Source organism: Oceanisphaera arctica (assembly GCF_002936955.1).
GTDB classification, from domain to species: domain Bacteria; phylum Pseudomonadota; class Gammaproteobacteria; order Enterobacterales; family Aeromonadaceae; genus Oceanimonas; species Oceanimonas arctica.
Genome location: NZ_MPZM01000001.1, coordinates 199,081 through 215,713, shown reverse-complemented (window position 1 = coordinate 215,713; position 16,633 = coordinate 199,081). Strand labels below are relative to the sequence as shown.

Annotated in this window: 16 protein-coding genes, 2 tRNA genes and 1 pseudogene; 12 read left to right on the top strand and 7 right to left on the bottom strand. The window is 57.5% G+C overall.

Annotated elements, in window-relative coordinates:
* The first annotated feature begins 112 nt into the window (after nucleotides 1-112).
* The 10 genes from UN63_RS01105 (at nucleotide 113) to UN63_RS01060 (ending at nucleotide 9,983) form a co-directional block, all read left to right on the top strand.
* On the top strand, nucleotides 113-1,165 hold the full coding sequence (locus tag UN63_RS01105) for an ABC transporter substrate-binding protein (RefSeq protein ID WP_104484941.1): 1,053 nt from the start codon (nucleotides 113-115) through the stop codon (nucleotides 1,163-1,165).
* A 2-nt stretch (nucleotides 1,166-1,167) separates the two neighbouring features.
* A complete protein-coding gene (locus tag UN63_RS01100) occupies nucleotides 1,168-1,971 on the top strand; it encodes an alkaline phosphatase family protein (protein WP_104484940.1) in 804 nt (267 codons plus the stop codon).
* 152 nt (nucleotides 1,972-2,123) lie between these two features.
* Entirely contained in the window at nucleotides 2,124-3,062 is a 939-nt protein-coding gene (locus UN63_RS01095; protein WP_229793500.1) for an ABC transporter permease, read from the top strand.
* The gene (locus tag UN63_RS01090) at nucleotides 3,055-3,846 is read left to right on the top strand and encodes an ABC transporter permease (RefSeq protein ID WP_104484938.1); all 792 of its coding nucleotides are present in this window, start codon (nucleotides 3,055-3,057) and stop codon (nucleotides 3,844-3,846) included. Before UN63_RS01095 ends, UN63_RS01090 begins: the two co-directional genes overlap by 8 nt.
* The gene (locus tag UN63_RS01085) at nucleotides 3,846-4,862 is read left to right on the top strand and encodes an ABC transporter ATP-binding protein (RefSeq protein WP_104484937.1); all 1,017 of its coding nucleotides are present in this window, start codon (nucleotides 3,846-3,848) and stop codon (nucleotides 4,860-4,862) included. The genes UN63_RS01090 and UN63_RS01085 overlap by 1 nt, the downstream gene beginning before the upstream one ends.
* The gene (locus UN63_RS01080; RefSeq protein WP_104484936.1) at nucleotides 4,862-5,515 is read left to right on the top strand and encodes an HAD family hydrolase; all 654 of its coding nucleotides are present in this window, start codon (nucleotides 4,862-4,864) and stop codon (nucleotides 5,513-5,515) included. The genes UN63_RS01085 and UN63_RS01080 overlap by 1 nt, the downstream gene beginning before the upstream one ends.
* A gap of 257 nt (nucleotides 5,516-5,772) precedes the next feature.
* Complete coding sequence (locus UN63_RS01075; protein WP_104484935.1) at nucleotides 5,773-6,792, top strand: amino acid ABC transporter substrate-binding protein; 1,020 nt, start codon at nucleotides 5,773-5,775, stop codon at nucleotides 6,790-6,792.
* 125 nt (nucleotides 6,793-6,917) lie between these two features.
* A complete protein-coding gene (locus UN63_RS01070; RefSeq protein WP_104484934.1) occupies nucleotides 6,918-8,102 on the top strand; it encodes an amino acid ABC transporter permease in 1,185 nt (394 codons plus the stop codon).
* A 1-nt stretch (nucleotide 8,103) separates the two neighbouring features.
* Nucleotides 8,104-9,204 (top strand): amino acid ABC transporter permease, encoded by a 1,101-nt coding sequence (locus UN63_RS01065; RefSeq protein WP_104484933.1) that lies wholly within the window; start codon nucleotides 8,104-8,106, stop codon nucleotides 9,202-9,204.
* Between the two features lie 26 nt (nucleotides 9,205-9,230).
* Complete coding sequence (locus UN63_RS01060) at nucleotides 9,231-9,983, top strand: amino acid ABC transporter ATP-binding protein (RefSeq protein ID WP_425320318.1); 753 nt, start codon at nucleotides 9,231-9,233, stop codon at nucleotides 9,981-9,983.
* A 57-nt stretch (nucleotides 9,984-10,040) separates the two neighbouring features.
* Here UN63_RS01060 and UN63_RS01055 read toward each other — a convergent pair whose 3' ends face one another.
* Nucleotides 10,041-10,328 carry an encapsulin-associated ferritin-like protein gene (locus UN63_RS01055; RefSeq protein ID WP_104484932.1) on the bottom strand — a complete coding sequence of 96 codons (288 nt, stop codon included), beginning with the start codon at nucleotides 10,326-10,328 and terminating at the stop codon, nucleotides 10,041-10,043.
* A 154-nt stretch (nucleotides 10,329-10,482) separates the two neighbouring features.
* A complete protein-coding gene (yiaY, locus tag UN63_RS01050; RefSeq protein WP_104484931.1) occupies nucleotides 10,483-11,634 on the bottom strand; it encodes an L-threonine dehydrogenase in 1,152 nt (383 codons plus the stop codon).
* 476 nt (nucleotides 11,635-12,110) lie between these two features.
* Here yiaY and UN63_RS17415 point away from each other — a divergent pair.
* A pseudogene (locus tag UN63_RS17415) lies at nucleotides 12,111-12,197 on the top strand (helix-turn-helix domain-containing protein); the annotation flags it as partial.
* Between the two features lie 38 nt (nucleotides 12,198-12,235).
* Here UN63_RS17415 and UN63_RS01035 read toward each other — a convergent pair.
* The gene (locus UN63_RS01035) at nucleotides 12,236-12,883 is read right to left on the bottom strand and encodes a L,D-transpeptidase family protein (protein WP_229793499.1); all 648 of its coding nucleotides are present in this window, start codon (nucleotides 12,881-12,883) and stop codon (nucleotides 12,236-12,238) included.
* A 228-nt stretch (nucleotides 12,884-13,111) separates the two neighbouring features.
* Between UN63_RS01035 and UN63_RS01030 the strand changes: the two genes are divergently transcribed.
* Complete coding sequence (locus UN63_RS01030) at nucleotides 13,112-13,648, top strand: hypothetical protein (protein WP_104484930.1); 537 nt, start codon at nucleotides 13,112-13,114, stop codon at nucleotides 13,646-13,648.
* Between the two features lie 244 nt (nucleotides 13,649-13,892).
* Here the strand turns inward: UN63_RS01030 and UN63_RS01025 are convergent.
* The 4 genes from UN63_RS01025 to uvrC all read right to left on the bottom strand — a co-directional run bounded on the left by UN63_RS01025 (nucleotide 13,893) and on the right by uvrC (nucleotide 16,631).
* Nucleotides 13,893-13,979: transfer RNA gene (locus UN63_RS01025), tRNA-Leu, on the bottom strand.
* Nucleotides 13,980-14,003: 24 nt separating this feature from the next.
* Nucleotides 14,004-14,077 (bottom strand) — tRNA-Cys (locus UN63_RS01020).
* 128 nt (nucleotides 14,078-14,205) lie between these two features.
* Nucleotides 14,206-14,754, bottom strand: a complete 549-nt coding sequence (gene pgsA / locus UN63_RS01015; protein ID WP_104484929.1) for a CDP-diacylglycerol--glycerol-3-phosphate 3-phosphatidyltransferase — start codon at nucleotides 14,752-14,754, stop codon at nucleotides 14,206-14,208.
* A gap of 47 nt (nucleotides 14,755-14,801) precedes the next feature.
* Nucleotides 14,802-16,631: an excinuclease ABC subunit UvrC gene (uvrC, locus tag UN63_RS01010; protein ID WP_104484928.1), complete on the bottom strand. Its 1,830-nt coding sequence runs from the start codon at nucleotides 16,629-16,631 to the stop codon at nucleotides 14,802-14,804.
* Between the last annotated feature and the right edge of the window lie 2 nt (nucleotides 16,632-16,633).

The window sequence follows — 16,633 nt, the reverse complement described above, 5'->3', positions numbered from 1 at the left end:
AGTCGATGAGTCGGCCCTGTTGATCATAACTGCCATAAAACTGTCGTTAATCTGTAACCGATCCCACCTAGCATCGTCCTCGAACCTGACCTAGTCCAGAGGATCGAAACCGATGAAGACCCTACTGAAAACCTCGAGTCTGCTTGCCCTGGCCCTGAGTACCACCCCGGTACTGGCCACCGAACTCGGCGAGCTGGAAAGCAAGGCCCGCGCCGAAGGCAAGTTATACAGCGTCGGCATGCCCGACAGCTGGGCCAACTGGAAAGACACCTGGCAGGATCTGGGCGAGCAATACGGTATCAAGCATCAGGATACCGACATGAGCTCGGCTCAGGAAATCGCCAAGTTTGCCGCCGAGAAAGACAATGCCACCGCCGATATTGGTGATGTGGGTGCCGCCTTCGGTCCCATCGCCGTGCGTCAGGGCGTCACCCAAGCCTACAAACCCACCACCTGGGATGACATTCCCGACTGGGCCAAGGACAAAGACGGCCACTGGATGCTGGGCTACACCGGCACCATCGCCTTTATCGTCAACAACGAGCTGGTAAAAAAGGTGCCGTCTTCCTGGCAGGAATTGCTGGTCGGTGACTACCAGGTCACCGTGGGTGACGTCGGTGTCGCCGCACAAGCCAACAGTGCCGTGCTGGCCGCCGCCTTTGCCCAGGGCGGAGACGAGTCCAATATCAAACCGGCCCTGGCGCTGTTTGCCGAGCTGGCCAAACAAGGCCGTCTGTCGCCAGTGGATCCCAATATCGCCAACCTGGAAAAAGGCGAAGTGGAAATGGCGATACTGTGGGATTTCAATGCCCTCAGCTACCGGGATCAGATCGACCGCGACCGCTTCACCGTGGTGATCCCCAGTGACGGCTCGCTGATTTCCGGCTACGCCACCATCATCAACAAGTACGCCAAACACCCCAACGCCGCCAAGCTGGCCCGGGAATACATACTGAGCGATGCGGGGCAAATCAACCTGGCTCGTGGTTATGCCCGCCCCATTCGCAGCACCGTTACCCTGCCCGCCGACGTGCAGGAAAAACTGCTGCCCAATGACATGTATGCCGCGGCGCGGCCCATTGCCGATCAGAATGCCTGGGAAAAGAGCACCCGTACCCTGTCCCGCCAGTGGCAGTCTTCCGTCCTGATCCACCAGCAGAGGTAAGCATGAACAAGGTCATACTCGTCGTTATCGACGGCCTGGCCTACGAGGTTGCCCGGGATTGCCTGGGCTACCTTCAGGGCCTGAACGAAGCCGGTCGTATGACCGGCTACCAGATGCAATGCGAACTGCCGGCGGTCTCCCGCCCTCTCTATGAATGCATTCTCACCGGTACCCGGCCGGTCGACAGCGGCATACTGAACAACGACATGGTTCGCCTCAGCACCCAGCAGAGCATTTTTTCTCTGGCGCGCCAGTCGGGGTTGACCACGGCGGCGGCCGCCTATCACTGGGTCAGCGAGCTGTATAACCGGGCACCTTACGATCCGGTGCGGGATCGCCTCACCCAGGACGCGGAGCTGCCTATTCAATACGGCCTGTTCTACTCTCAGGACCATTACCCGGACTGCCATCTGCTGCAGGACGCGGAGATCCTCAGAACCCGCTTCGACCCGGACTTTCTGCTGATCCACCCGATGAATACCGACGATGCCGGTCACAAATTCGGCCTGGACTCGCGCCAGTACCGCAACAGCGCCCGCCGTTTCGATTTGCTGTTGGCCGAGTACCTGCCGCTCTGGCTGGAACAGGGCTATCAGGTGCTGATCACCAGCGATCACGGCATGAACCGAGATCAAAGCCACAGCGGTATTCTGCCGGAAGAGCGGAACATACCGCTGTTTGTGGCAGGCCACGCCTTCAGTCATGACACCCAGGCCCGTCCCCGGCAGACAGAGCTGTGCGGCACCATCGCCAGCCTGCTGGGGGCAGAACACGACAAATCGATGTGCAAAGAGTTACTGATATGAGCAAACAGCTGACAGCCAATACACTCCCAGACAGCGAGCTGGTGTCTGACCGGAGGCCAAAGGGAACAACTCGGCCGACCGTCACATGCCAGGGCCGAAAAATTGCTCCTGCCGTTCCGGCATTCCCACCATCCTTGGCGGTCAGATGGCATGTGCGAGCTTACAGGGAAGTACTTGTAGCGTGTCGGCAGAGTTGGCCCTTTGGCCTCTCTCACCAGACGAGAAGACATAGTAATGACTCTTCATCTACGTCAACCAGACCCGCCGCCTGGCGGCGCGGTCTGCCGCTGCTGTGGCTGCTGCCCTTTGCTGTGGTGTTCGGCCTGTTTCAGCTGGCACCTATTTTGTGGGTGCTGATCAACAGCTTTCAGGCCGGCGGCGACTGGAGTCTGGCCAACTTTCAGGAGATCATCGACTCGCCCTTCTACCGCCAGTCGTTCGGCAACAGCATCGATCTCGCCGTCTGGTCCAGCCTGCTGGGGCTACTGATCGCGCTGGTCGGCACCGCAGCGCTGCGCCAGGTGCCGGGCAAGGTGCAGGATGCAGTGGTGGCCTTTACCACCATGGCCAGCAACTTTTCCGGGGTACCACTGGCCTTTGCCTTTATCGTGCTGCTCGGCATGAACGGCGCCGTCACCCTGCTACTCCGTGATGCCGGTCTGATCGACGGCTTCAACCTCTACTCCCGCAGCGGTCTCATCATTCTGTATACCTACTTCCAGATTCCGCTGGCCATACTGTTGCTCTATCCGGCATTCGACGGCATTCAGAAAGACTGGAGCGAGGCCGCCGCCCTGCTCGGTGCCCGCCCCTGGCAATACTGGCTACGAGTGGTGCTGCCGGTGCTGACCCCGGCGCTGCTGGGTACCTTTATCATACTGCTGGCCAATGCCCTCGGCGCCTATGCCAGCACCTTTGCGCTGATGACCAGCAATTACAACCTGGTCACCATCCAGATCTCCGCCCTGGTCGCCGGGGACATCTTCCTCGAACCCCAGCTGGCCGCCGCCCTGTCGTTGCTGCTGATGCTGTTGCTGGTGCTGGTCACCGCCGTCAATCAATGGATCATCAGCCGGAGTCGTTATGAATAAGTCGCCCAAAGCCCCGCTGCTGGCCCGTCTGACCGTCACCGGACTGGTGTTACTGCTGGCCACTCCCATCGTCATCACCCTGGCCTATTCCCTGTCGGCCCAGTGGGGCGCCCATATTCTGCCCAGCGGTTTTACCCTGGACTGGTACCTGAGTCTCTGGTCTGACAGCCGCTTTCTGGCCGCCTTCAGCCGCTCGCTGCTGGTCTGCCTGGCCGCGTTGCTGTTCAGCCTGCTGCTGATACTGCCGACCCTGTTCGTGGTGTTCTACTATTTTCCTCGGCTGAAAGGCGTCATGAACATGGTGATACTGTTGCCGTTCGCGGTCCCGCCCGTGGTCTCTTCGGTCGGGTTGCTGCAACTCTATGCCGGCGGCCCCCTGCCTTTGGTAGGCGGCCCCTGGATTCTGATTTTCTGCTATTTCACCATCAGCCTGCCCTTCATGTACCGGGCCCTGGCCAACAATCTGGACGCCATCCGGCTTCCGGATCTGATGGACGCGGCCCACCTGTTGGGGGCCAGTACTGTTCGCGCCTTTCTGCAGCTGGTGCTGCCCAATATCAGAAACGGCCTGCTGGCCGCGCTGTTTCTCTCTTTCTCTTTCCTGTTCGGAGAATTCGTGTTCGCCAACATGCTGGTGGGCACCCGCTTCGAAACCCTGCAGGTTTATCTGTACAGTCAACGCACCAACAGTGGCCACTTTACCAGCGCCATGGTGATGTCCTATTTCCTCTTTATCGGCGTGGCGACCTGGCTCGCCCTGCGCCTGCAAAAACGGAGCGCCTGATGCATTATCTGGAAGTCGCCAACCTGACCAAGTCCTTCAACGAGACCCCGGTATTCAGTAACATCAGTTTTGATATCAGCCAGGGCGAATTCATTACCCTGCTCGGCCCCTCGGGCTGCGGCAAGTCCACCCTGCTACGCAGCCTGGCGGGGCTGATCACCCCGGATCAGGGGCAGATTCGGGTGTCGGGTGAAGATATCACCTGGCTCAAGCCGCAACAGCGTGGCATCGGCATGGTGTTTCAGAGCTATGCGCTGTTTCCCAACCTGACGGTGGCCGGCAACATCGCCTTCGGCCTGAAGATGCAACGGCTCGATGCCAATGACATCAAACGCCGGGTGGCCGAGGCGGTGGAGCTGGTAGGTCTGGAGGGCCGCGAAGGCTATTACCCCGCCAGCTTGTCTGGCGGTCAGCGCCAGCGGGTCGCCCTGGCCCGGGCGCTGGTGGTGCGGCCGCGCATCCTGCTGCTGGACGAGCCGCTGTCGGCGCTGGATGCGCCCATCCGCAAGCACCTGCGCGAGCAAATTCGCGCCATTCAGCAACAGCTGAACCTGACTACCGTGTTCGTGACTCATGATCAGGAAGAAGCGCTGACCATGTCGGATCGGGTGTTCGTGATGAACAAAGGGCAGATAGTACAGGCCGACACCGCAGAAGCCGTCTATACCCGCCCCGCCAGCGATTTTGTGGCCGGTTTCATGGGCAACTACAATCTGCTCTCTCCCGAGCAGGCACGACAGTTGCTTGGGCTAGACATTCGCGGCCGGCTGGCGGTTCGCCCCGAGTCCATTTATATTCGTGAACCCGGCCGCGACTACGGCCCCGCCATGACGGCGCCGATCACCGCCTCGGTGGCCAGCCACCAGCTGCTGGGTAATGTGATCCGCTATCGCATCCAGGCCGCCGGCTGCCTGCTGACGGTAGACAGACTGAACCGGGGCGCCGACGCCCTGCTGCCGGCCGGCAGTCCACTGGAGCTGATATTCAACAGTAACGAACTGAAGGAAGTTGCCTGATGAAACTGGCCATTTTTGATCTGGATGAAACCCTGATTGCCGGCGATTCCGCCAGCCTGTGGCTGACATTTCTGGTCAACCGCAAGCTGGCCCCGGCCGAGATACTGGAGCAGGAACGCCACCTGATGGCCGCCTATTACCAGGGCCGCATGGACATGGACGCCTATATGGCGCTAACCCTGGCGCCCATTCGCCACTGGCAGCAGCGGGATCTGGCGCCACTGGTCGACGAATTTGTCGAACAGGACATTCTGCCGCTGGTATACCCCGCCGCACTGGAGCGGCTGGCCTGGCATACGGCTCGGGGTCACGAACGGCTGATTATCTCGGCCACCGGCGAGCACCTGGTAAAGCCCATCGCCCGGGCCCTGGGAGTGGATCATGCCATCGGTATTCAGCTCGAGTGTTGCGACGGCGTATACAACGGCCGTACGCACGGTGTGTACAGCTATCAACAGGGTAAGCTGGTGCGACTACAGGAATGGCTGGAGCAGCAGGCACTACGCCCATCTCACAGCTATGGCTACAGCGATTCGCTCAATGATCTGCCGCTGCTTGAATTCGTCGACACCCCCTTCGCCGTCAATCCGGGTGACCACCTGGCCCGCCTCGCTCGGGAACGCAACTGGTCCTGTCTCGATTGGGAGCTGTAAGGCTCCCTTTGGTCAGACCCTCTTCATAGACACACCATCATCTACTTCACCTTTAAACGACGAGGCAACCGTTTGTTTTTATATATAAAACAGTCTATTTCAGCTCACAGCCCCGGTTGAGTCACACATTTCACTTTTTTACATACTATTAACAAAATGTTTTTGTCTTTGTGCTAATACTCTAAGGGGGCATCGGTGTTTTTATGCCTTGAGCGAATAAAGCTATCAGCCCGAGAAAACTCAAGAGGAAGTGACATATGACAGGCAAAGGAAAAACAGCGCTTCTGGTGACGGCGACCCTGGCCGCAGGACTGAGCCAGGCCCAGGCGGCCACGCTGGACTCGGTCAAGGAGCGGGGGATGCTGAAATGCGGAGTCAACAGCGCCCTGGCCGGTTTCTCCAACCCGGATGACAAGGGGGTATGGCAAGGCCTGGATGTAGACCTGTGTCGCGGTATTGCCGCCGCCGTCTTCAACGATCCCGGCAAGGTGCAGTTTATTCCGCTCAATGCCAAGGAACGCCTCACCGCCCTGCAGTCCGGTGAAATCGATGTGCTGTCCCGTAATACTACCTGGACATCGAGCCGGGATACCGAACTGGGCGTCAATTTCACCGGCATCAACTATTACGACGGCCAGGGTTTCCTGATCAACAAGTCTCTGGGGGTGGCCAGTGCCAAGGATCTGGACGGTGCGGCCATCTGTATTCAGTCCGGTACTACCACCGAGCTGAACGTGGCCGACTATTTCCGCAAGAACGGCATCAGCTATACCGCCGTGGTGTTCGATACCTCGGATCAGACGGTACAGGGGCTGGAAGCCGGCCGCTGTGATGTGCTGACCTCGGATTTGTCCCAACTCTATGCCCTGCGCACCAAGCTGTCCAAACCGGACGAGGCCGTGGCACTGCCGGAAGTTATCTCCAAGGAACCTTTGGGGCCCTCGGTACGTCAGGGCGACGATCAGTGGTTTAACGTGGTCAAGTGGACTCACTTTGCCATGGTCAACGCCGAAGAAATGGGCATTACCAAGGCCAATGTGGACAGCATGAAAGGCAGCGACAACCCGGATATGCGCCGCTTCCTGGGTGAGGATGCCGACTTCGGCAAGGGCATGGGCCTGCCCGCAGACTGGGCCTATCGCATCATCAAGCAGGTCGGTAACTACGGTGAGATATTCGAGGCCAACGTCGGCCAGGGCTCTGCGCTGAAAATTGACCGTGGCCTGAATGCGCTGTGGACCGAAGGCGGCCTGCAGTACGCACCGCCCATTCGCTAACGGGTATCTGCCGCCGGCGATAGCCGTTTGCGTGTGATAGCTGTTGCTGGTGGTCGTATTGTGTCAGAAAGTCGGGCTGCGCCGATGCGCGGCCCACCTTGTACTCTTATACGGGGATTGGGCTTATGTCCTCACCGGCGAATCACAAACACTCCGATGTGAAATTCTGGCGGGACCCGGCCAAACGGGCCCTGCTGTTTCAGATAATACTGCTCGCCATTGTGGCCGGCTTCATCTGGTTTATTGTCAACAATACCCTCACCAACCTGGAAACCCGCGGCATTACCACCGGTTTTGGTTTTCTCGATGATCCGGCCGGCTTTGCCATCGCCCAGTCGCTGATCCCCTACAGCGAAGTCGACACCTATGGCCGCACCTTTGTGGTGGGGCTGCTCAACACCCTGCTGGTGTCTTTTCTCGGCATCATCGGCGCCACCATACTGGGCTTTATTCTCGGGGTGGCCCGGTTGTCACCCAACTGGCTGATCGCCCGGCTGGCATCCGCCTACGTCGAGCTGTTTCGTAACATTCCGCTGCTGCTGCAGATGTTTTTCTGGTACTTCGCGGTACTACGCACCCTGCCCAGCCCGCGCGACAGCTTCAATATCGGCGACAGCGTCTTTCTCAACGTGCGTGGCCTCTATCTGCCCGAGCCGCTACCGAGTGCCGGTTTTCACTGGATCTGGGTCGCGCTGCTGCTGGCCATTGCCCTGGCCACCTGGCTTATCCGTTTCAACCATCGCCGGCAGGAAGCCACCGGCCAGCGCCTGCCCGTCGGCTGGATCTCGCTGGGGCTGATCCTCGTCCTGCCCCTGCTGACCTTTGTGATGCTCGGCGCCCCGCTGGACTGGCAATATCCCGAGCTACGCGGTTTCAACTTTCGCGATGGCATGACCATTATTCCCGAGTTTCTGGCACTGTGGCTGTCTTTGACCATTTATACCGCCGCCTTTATCGCCGAGATTGTCCGCTCGGGTATTCAGGCGGTCTCTCACGGCCAGACCGAAGCGGCCCATGCCCTCGGCATCAAGGACTCCCTGACCCTGCGTCTGGTGATCATTCCTCAGGCGATGCGGGTGATTATTCCGCCGCTGACCAGCCAGTATCTCAACCTGACCAAGAACTCGTCGCTGGCCACCGCCATCGGTTATCCGGACCTGGTCTCGGTATTCGCCGGTACCACCCTCAATCAGACCGGCCAGGCCATAGAGGTGATCGCCATCACCATGCTGGTGTACCTGACCATCAGTCTGACGGTGTCATTCTTCATGAACTGGTTCAACAGCCGCATGGCGCTGGTGGAGAGATAAGATGTTCAAAGATACCCTCACCCCACAACGAGCAGCCCCCCTGGCCAGCACCGGCCTGGTGGGCTGGTTGCGCACCAGGCTGTTTTCCAGCCCGCTCAACAGCATAGCGACACTGATTGGAGCCTATGTGCTGTATCTGTTGCTGATTCCGACCATCGACTGGGCCTTGATCAAGGCCGACTGGGTGGGCACCAGCCGCGAGGCCTGTGTTAGCGGCGGCGCCTGCTGGGTGTTTATCGGCAACCGACTGCAGCAGTTCACTTATGGGTTTTATCCCTCGGATGAGATCTGGCGCATCAATCTGACCTTTGTGCTGTTTGTGCTCCAGTTGCTGTGGCTGGCGTTACCCAGAATGCCCGCCAAGATGTGGCTGGCACCCTTTATGGTGCTGGTGTTTCCCTTTATCGCCTACCTACTGCTCTATGGAGGCTGGTTTGGCCTGGTTGAGGTACCCACTCATCGCTGGGGCGGCCTGACCTTGACCCTCATCATTGCCATTGTGGGTATTATTGCCGCCTTGCCCATCGGCACCCTGTTGGCCCTGGGCCGGCGTTCGAACATGCCGATCGTGCGCAGTCTGTCGGTGGTGTTTATCGAGTTCTGGCGCGGGGTACCGCTCATCACTGTGCTGTTCATGTCGTCGGTGATGCTGCCGCTATTCGTGCCCGAAGAGCTGTCCCTCGACAAGCTGGTCAGGGCCATGATCGGTATCGTCTTCTTTCAATCGGCCTACATGGCGGAAGTGGTGCGTGGCGGCCTGCAGGCCATTCCCAAGGGCCAGAGCGAGGCGGCCGAAGCGCTGGGCCTGAACTACGGCAAAACCATGCTACTGATCGTGCTGCCTCAGGCGCTGAAGCTGATGATACCGGGTATCGTCAATACCTTTATCGCCCTGTTCAAGGACACCAGCCTGGTGCTGATCATCGGCCTGTTCGACCTGCTGGCCATAGTGCAGGCCGGTCTGGCCGACCCCAACTGGCTGGGTTATGCCACCGAAGGTTATGTTTTTGCCGCCCTGGTGTTCTGGGTATTCTGCTTCGGCATGTCCAAATACAGTCAGTACCTGGAGCGCAAGCTGCATACCGGCCACAAGAAACGCTAGCCATCAACCGGCATTGGAGTTGAAGAATGGAAACACAAAGCAATGAAGCCATGGTGACGCTGCGTGGCGTGAACAAGTGGTACGGTGATTTTCATGTGCTGCGCGATATCGACCTGACCGTGACCAAGGGCGAGCGCATCGTGATCTGCGGCCCCTCGGGCTCCGGCAAGTCGACCCTGATCCGCTGCATCAACCGGCTGGAAGAACACCAGAAGGGCGACATCATAGTGCGGGACACCCCGCTCACCAACGACGTCAAGCATATCGAGACCATACGCCGGGAAGTGGGCATGGTGTTTCAGCACTTCAACCTGTTTCCGCACCTGACGGTGCTGGAAAACTGTACTCTGGCGCAGATATGGGTGCGCAAGACGCCGCGCAAGGAAGCGGAAGAGGTCGCCATGAAACTGCTGACCCGGGTCAAGATCCAGGATCAGGCCAAAAAATACCCGGGCCAGCTGTCCGGCGGTCAGCAACAACGGGTAGCCATCGCCCGCAGCCTGTGCATGAACCCGGAAATAATGCTGTTCGACGAACCCACCTCGGCGCTGGACCCGGAGATGATCAAAGAAGTACTGGACGTCATGATCGAGCTGGCGGAAGAAGGCATGACCATGATGTGCGTGACCCACGAAATGGGCTTTGCCCGCACCGTAGCAGACCGGGTAATTTTTATGGATGAGGGGCAGATCATCGAAGAAAACGATCCCGAGACCTTCTTCCATCATCCCGAGTCGGAGCGTACCAAGCTGTTTTTAAGCCAGATTCTGGGGCATTGAAATTGGGGACTGGGGATTCCAATCCCTCATCCCCAGTCCCCAATCACTGGTTTTTAGTCAGTGATCGCAGATGTCGCCCTTGGTGAACAGATAATCCTTCAGCTCCTTGTCCAGCACCCGGTCTCGGCGGCGTATCCACTCCAGTACCATGGCCGCATGCTCTTTCTCTTCATCCCGGTTGTGCGCCAGAATCGCCTTTAACTGGGGATCCTTGCAGGCATCGACCCGTTGGTTATACCAGTCTACCGCTTCCAGCTCTTCCATCAGCGAAGTGATTGCCCTGTGCATATCCCGGGTTTCATCGCTCAGTTCATCAATGGGTTCATGATAACCTTCGTTTGCCATGATACGACTCCTTAAGTGACGAGAGAATATGACAATATTGACTGTTACTCAGTCTGGTAGAAGGGCGGTATTTTGCAATATTTTGCAAATGGTAACGGTAGGGTTCTGGAGGATTAAAGTAAAAAGCCCCGCCGGATGGCGGGGCTGATGGGGATTAATAGGCCGCCTTGTAGATGGCGACCACTTCCTCATGGCTTGGCTGTATCGGGTTGGTCAGGCCACAGGCATCCTTCATCGCATTGCTGGCCAGGGTATCGAAGTCTTCTTCTTTTACGCCCAGACCGGCCAGACCGGAAGGAATCCCCACCTGCTCCGCCAGGGCCACGATGGCCTCGATGCAACGTTTTGCACCTTCTTCATGACTGAGCCCCTGTACGTCCTGCCCCAGAGCCGCGGCAATATCGGTCAGGCGGGCACTGGCGGCACGACTGTTGAAGCGCTGCACATGGGGCAACAGAATGGCGTTACAGACACCGTGGGGCAAGTCATAGAAACCGCCCAACTGGTGCGCCATGGCATGTACGTAGCCGAGCGAGGCGTTATTGAAGGCCATACCGGCCAGCAACTGGGCGTAAGCCATCTGGTTGCGGGCGGCCATGTCACTGCCGTCGGTCACGGCCCGGGCCAGATTTTCACCGATAAGCGTGACGGCCTTCAATGCGCAGGTATCGGTGATGGGATTGGCGGCGGTGGACACATAGGCTTCTACTGCGTGAGTCAGCGCGTCCATGCCGGTGGCGGCAGTCAGCGACTTGGGCATTTTTTTCATCAGCTCGGGGTCGTTGACCGACATGATGGGCGTGACATGCTTGTCGACGATAGCCATCTTGATGTGGGTCTTTTCATCGGTGATGATGCAGAAACGGGTAATTTCCGAGGCGGTGCCGGCAGTGGTGTTGATGGCCACCAGCGGCAGCTGCGGCTTGGCAGACTTGTCGACGCCTTCGTAGTCGCGAATGTCGCCGCCGTTGCTGGCCACCAGAGCGATGCCCTTGGCGCAGTCGTGGGGCGAACCGCCACCGAGAGAGATCACAAAGTCACAGCCTTGTTGACGTAACAGCGCCAGCCCGGCTTCCACGTTGCCGGTAGTGGGGTTGGCCTGAACCTGATCGAAGATACTGGCTTGAATATCCAGTTTGGCCAGTGTCTGCTGCAGCTGACCGGCATAACCCAGCTCGACCAATGGCTTGTCGGTCACGATCAGGGCATGACGAAAGCCAGACTGACTCAGTTCGGCCACCGCCTGCTCGACGGCGCCGGCTCCAATCACGTTGACCGGGGGCATATAAAAAGTTGCTGTGCTCATGTTGTTATTTTCCTTATTCATTAAAAGCAAAATCACCAAGCTCTGTGTCTGATCAGCGTCCTGCCATCAGTGCCATATTCATCCGAATATCAGGCCCACCACGGGGCCTGTAAACACTGTACCGGCACTGTGTTTACAGGGTATTAATCCAGATCATGGTTAGGCGCTGATCAGAAGAAACCAAGCGGATTGCTGTAATAGCTCACCAGCATGTACTTGGTCAGCTGATAGTGATCCAGCATCATCTTGTGGGTTTCACGACCAATGCCCGATTTCTTGTAACCGCCAAAGGCAGCATGAGCCCGGCAATATCCGCCAGCTGAAGCAACTGCTGGAGGTAGCCTTGGTACTAGCCGAGGGAAAGAGTATAGGTCTGGAGCATTTACCTGAGCTACCGAGGCTCGGCAGCTCAGTCCCCGTCAACACAAGGGATTTAAAATCCCTGACGGATCAGTTAATAAGAGAGAACGCTAGAAGAATGCAACGTCAGAGCCGCTGCACGGCAGTTAAACCTGAGCCGAACCACCGTCTATGCACGGCTCAAGGCCCTCAAAGGCACTTGATGCCTTTGCCGCCGGGCGGGCGGCGACAAGCTGGCAACTCAGATATCGCTTTTGGGGTATTTGGCAAACTCGCGAGAAATATCCGCATACAGTTCAACCGCCCACAGTGGCAGATTGGAGGCAAAGCCATCCAGCGGCTGGCGGCGCGGATCGTGCGGGGCAATCACCACCGAAGCCTGCTCTGTACCTACTGTGTTCACCAGGACAAAAAGCTCCTCCACCGCAATATCGCCGATGGCCAGACAACCAGTAGACTGAGCCTTGCCGTGGATGTAGATGTCACCACCCGGATTACGACGCCCTTCTTTGGCAGCCCGCATCAGATCATAGGAATTGGGATAGTCCAACCGCATCGACAGGTGAAACTGACTGTTGGGGTTAAGATGGGTAATGCGGTAAATTCCTTCGGGCACCTGCTTGTCCCCTTCCCGCAGCTTGGGCCCCGGGCCACCGCTGGCCTTGCTGATGGGATAGCTGCGAATAAAGGTAAAATCACCGTCGTTGCGCGCCCACAGCTCCAGCGCCTTTTCTTCTTTGGTGGCCAGTAACACTATATCTTTGGGTGGGTACGTCACCTCGGCACGCATGAAATAAGGTTTCATTCGTACCTCGGCCAGGTAGCCATAAGAAGCCACGACATTCTCTATGGTGCCGTGAACATTGGCGGTGACCGAGTTTGAATTCACTAAAGTAGCCAAAAGCAGGGTTGAAACAGTGAATCCAGTTAAAAGACGCATAAATGATAATAAACCAAAACTGGAATGATACTTTAATCATAGCCCGAGTCAGGGGGCCTTGTAATCCGCTACCACGAAATAATGTCGCTCAGAGGGCTGCGGTGTGCGGCTAAAAAGTTGTATTCCAACAGGCCAGGCACCACACTAAAACAAGATGGAAGCAATCGGAGATTTAGGATGAACCATCATATCGTCGCCTTGTCGGCCCTGTTGCTGACAGGCTGCACCAGCATGGAATCCCTTTATTCATATCTCGGCCAGCGTGAGCGGGTCTCCGTCCTGACACCCGGCGTGGCCGTCACCCAGACACAGCCGTCCCGGCTGGAGAGCCTGTCGTTCTTCTCCACGACCCGTTTTAGCGCCAGCCAGGCCGAACCCTGCGCCAGAGAACTGATACAGACACCCGCACAAGAGCCCGATCATATTCGCTATGTGGGAACAGACGTGCTTAACGCTCAGGGAACTATCGAGGCAGAAAAAAGAGAGCTGGGCATTCTGCCCAGTCATTATCGGATACGTTTTCAGCTGGCCGAGCTGGGCCAACTGAACGGCACTACCTACGGTTTTAGCCAGATCAGGGTGGCCAGAAAAGATGCGCTGGGCCTAGACAACCATGACTTTACCCCGATAGCGCCCGCCGGCCAGACGACCCAGCAGGTATACCAGGAACTGCAGCAGTTATATCAACAACTGGATGCCTGCATGGCGGGGTAGGCTTGTACCGCAATAATGCGGTTGCCTCTTCTTGAGCACCGAGTTGTCCTAAGACGGCGTCAACAGGCAACTCCGTAGCATAAGGGAGGATGAAGGGATGGATATAACAATCAAACAGATCGATTGTTTTGATAGATAGGTATAAGTCACCGCCCATGCCGCGACGAAGGTGAATTTTAGCCGAAAACAAGAACGTCGGGCACAAAAAAGCCGTTCGCTGTAGGAACGGCTTTTTTGTTGAGTATGGTGCCCGGAGCCGGACTTGAACCGGCACGCCCTTACGAGCGAGGGATTTTAAATCCCTTGTGTCTACCGATTTCACCATCCGGGCAGTAGATGCTTCTTGAACAAGAAGTGGAGGCGCGTTCCGGAGTCGAACCGGACTGAACGGATTTGCAATCCGCTGCATAACCGCTTTGCTAACGCGCCATAAAAGAGGTCTCTCAGATGACTTTGCATTCTAATGATGGCCGTCGCTCAGTCAACTGTAATCTGTATTTTTCGTTCCGTTCGCATATTTTTTATGCGCAGACACCTGTTTTACCGCAGGTTTTGCGTCAGACTGAACGGGTCAGGCTGCCCCAGGCAGCTTTAAGATAATCGTAAGCCGAATACAGGGTCAGGCCCGTGGCGACATACAAGAGCGCGTAGCTTCCCCAAATCATGTAAATGCTTTGCTGCCAGATAAGACCTATCAACGCCAGCATCTGAATGGTGGTTTTCCACTTGCCAATCCAGCTCACCGCTACCTGAGAGCGCTCGCCGATTTCCGCCATCCACTCGCGCAGGGCCGAGATAATGATCTCGCGCCCTATCATGATCATGGCGGGAATGGTCACCAGCGGGCTGCTGTAATCCTCGACGATAATCACCAATGCGGCCGCCACCATCACCTTGTCGGCGACGGGATCGAGAAAGGCACCAAAGGGAGTGCTCTGTTCCAGCTTACGGGCCAGAAAACCATCAAACCAGTCGGTTATGGCCGCAAAGGTAAATACCGCCGCCGCCCAAAGGTAAGCCCCTTCCACCGGCAGATAAAACAGCACTATGAATACCGGGATAAGCAGCAATCGGAAAAACGTCAGAGAATTAGGAATATTTATCATTATTTTCAGGCCATAAGATCATGCAGCTACATGGTGCATGATGCGACTCAGTGATGCAACGCATCGTGAATTTTTTCTGCCAGCGCCGGGCTTATTCCCGGCACCTTGGCCAGCTCATCCACACTGGCCCGTTTTACTTCCTGAATACCGCCCAGATATTTCAGCAGCGCCTGTCGTCGCTTGGCCCCCACGCCGGGAATGGTTTCAAGGGTGCTGGTGGTACGCGCCTTGCCCCGCTGGGCACGATGGCCGGTAATGGCAAAACGGTGGGATTCATCGCGAATATGCTGAATAAGGTGCAATGCCGGCATGTCTGCCGGCAGGTGCCGCTCGTCGTGGCTGCCGCCCATCACCAGCGTCTCCAGCCCCGCCTTGCGGGTCACGCCCTTGGCCACCCCTATCAGCAGCGGCTGACGCGGGCTGTCGGCCAGCTCCCGGGCAATTACCTCTTCGGCTCTGGCCAGTTGCCCCAGGCCGCCGTCGATAAACAGAATATCGGGCAGTTTATCGATATCCGCCTGATGAAAGCGACGGCTCAGAGCCTGCTCCATGGCAGCGTAATCGTCGCCGGGAGTAATACCGTTGATGTTGAAGCGGCGATACTCGCTCTTTTGCGGCCCTTCCTGATTGAACACCACGCAGGATGCGACGGTTTTTTCGCCCATGGTGTGGGAGATATCGAAACATTCCATGCGGGTGATCGGTGGGCAGGCCAGCACTTCTTCCAGCTGCAGCAGGCGTTGCCTCTGGGTGCTCTTGTGGGCCAGCCGGCTGGCCAGTGCAGTCTCTGCATTGGTGCGGGCCAGCTTGATAAAGCGCGCCCGCTCGGAGCGGGTACGGCTGCGCAATTTTATACGCCGGCCATAATGCTGGCTAAGGGTCTCGCTCAGCACCTCTTCATCCGGAAGGCTGTGGTCGAGCAAGATTTCGGCCGGCGCCTCCCGCCCACCGATGCCGGCCAGATAAAACTGCAGCACAAAGCTTTGCAGTATTTCTTCACCGTCGGTGTCCGGCGGCATCTTGGGGAAATAACTGCGGCTGCCCAGCACCTTGCCCTGGCGAATAAACAACACCTGCACACAGGCCTGACTGCGGGACACCGCCAGCCCGATCACATCGAGATCGTCCAGCACATTGCCGCTCACAAACTGCTGCTCCTGTACCCGGCGCAGCGCCTGCAGCTGATCCCGAAACCGGGCCGCTTCTTCAAAGCGCAGCGCCTGACTGGCCTGCTCCATGCTGTCGGCCAGATTGGTCAGCACCTGCTGGTTCTTACCCTGCAGAAACAGGCGCGCCAGTTGCAGCTGATGGGCATAGTCCTCGTCGCTGACCAGGCCGCTGACACAGGGGCCGGCGCAACGCTTGAGCTGGTACATGAGGCAGGGGCGAGAGCGGTTGGCATAGACGCTGTCTTCACACTGGCGCACCGGAAACAGCTTCTGCATCAGGTGCAGGCTTTCACGCACCGCAGCCCCGTTAGGATAAGGGCCGAAGTATTCACCCTTTTTCTTGCGCGCACCCCGGTGCAGACCGATTCGCGAATGGCGATGGTCCGTGATGATAATGTAGGGGTAGGATTTATCGTCGCGCAGCAGCACGTTGTAACGGGGAAGATGCTGCTTGATCAGGTTGTGCTCAAGAATAAGCGCTTCGGTTTCGGTATGGGTGACCGTTACCTGTACATCATGAATCTGGCGCACCAGAGATCGGGTCTTCTCGCCGCTGACATTAGTACGGAAATAGGAAGACAGCCGTTTTTTAAGGTTTTTGGCTTTACCGACATAAATAATGACCCCGGCTTCATCAAACATCAGATAAACGCCGGGGTGTTCCGTCACAACCTTTAAAAAGGCCTTGGCATCAAAGGGCTGGCTCATAA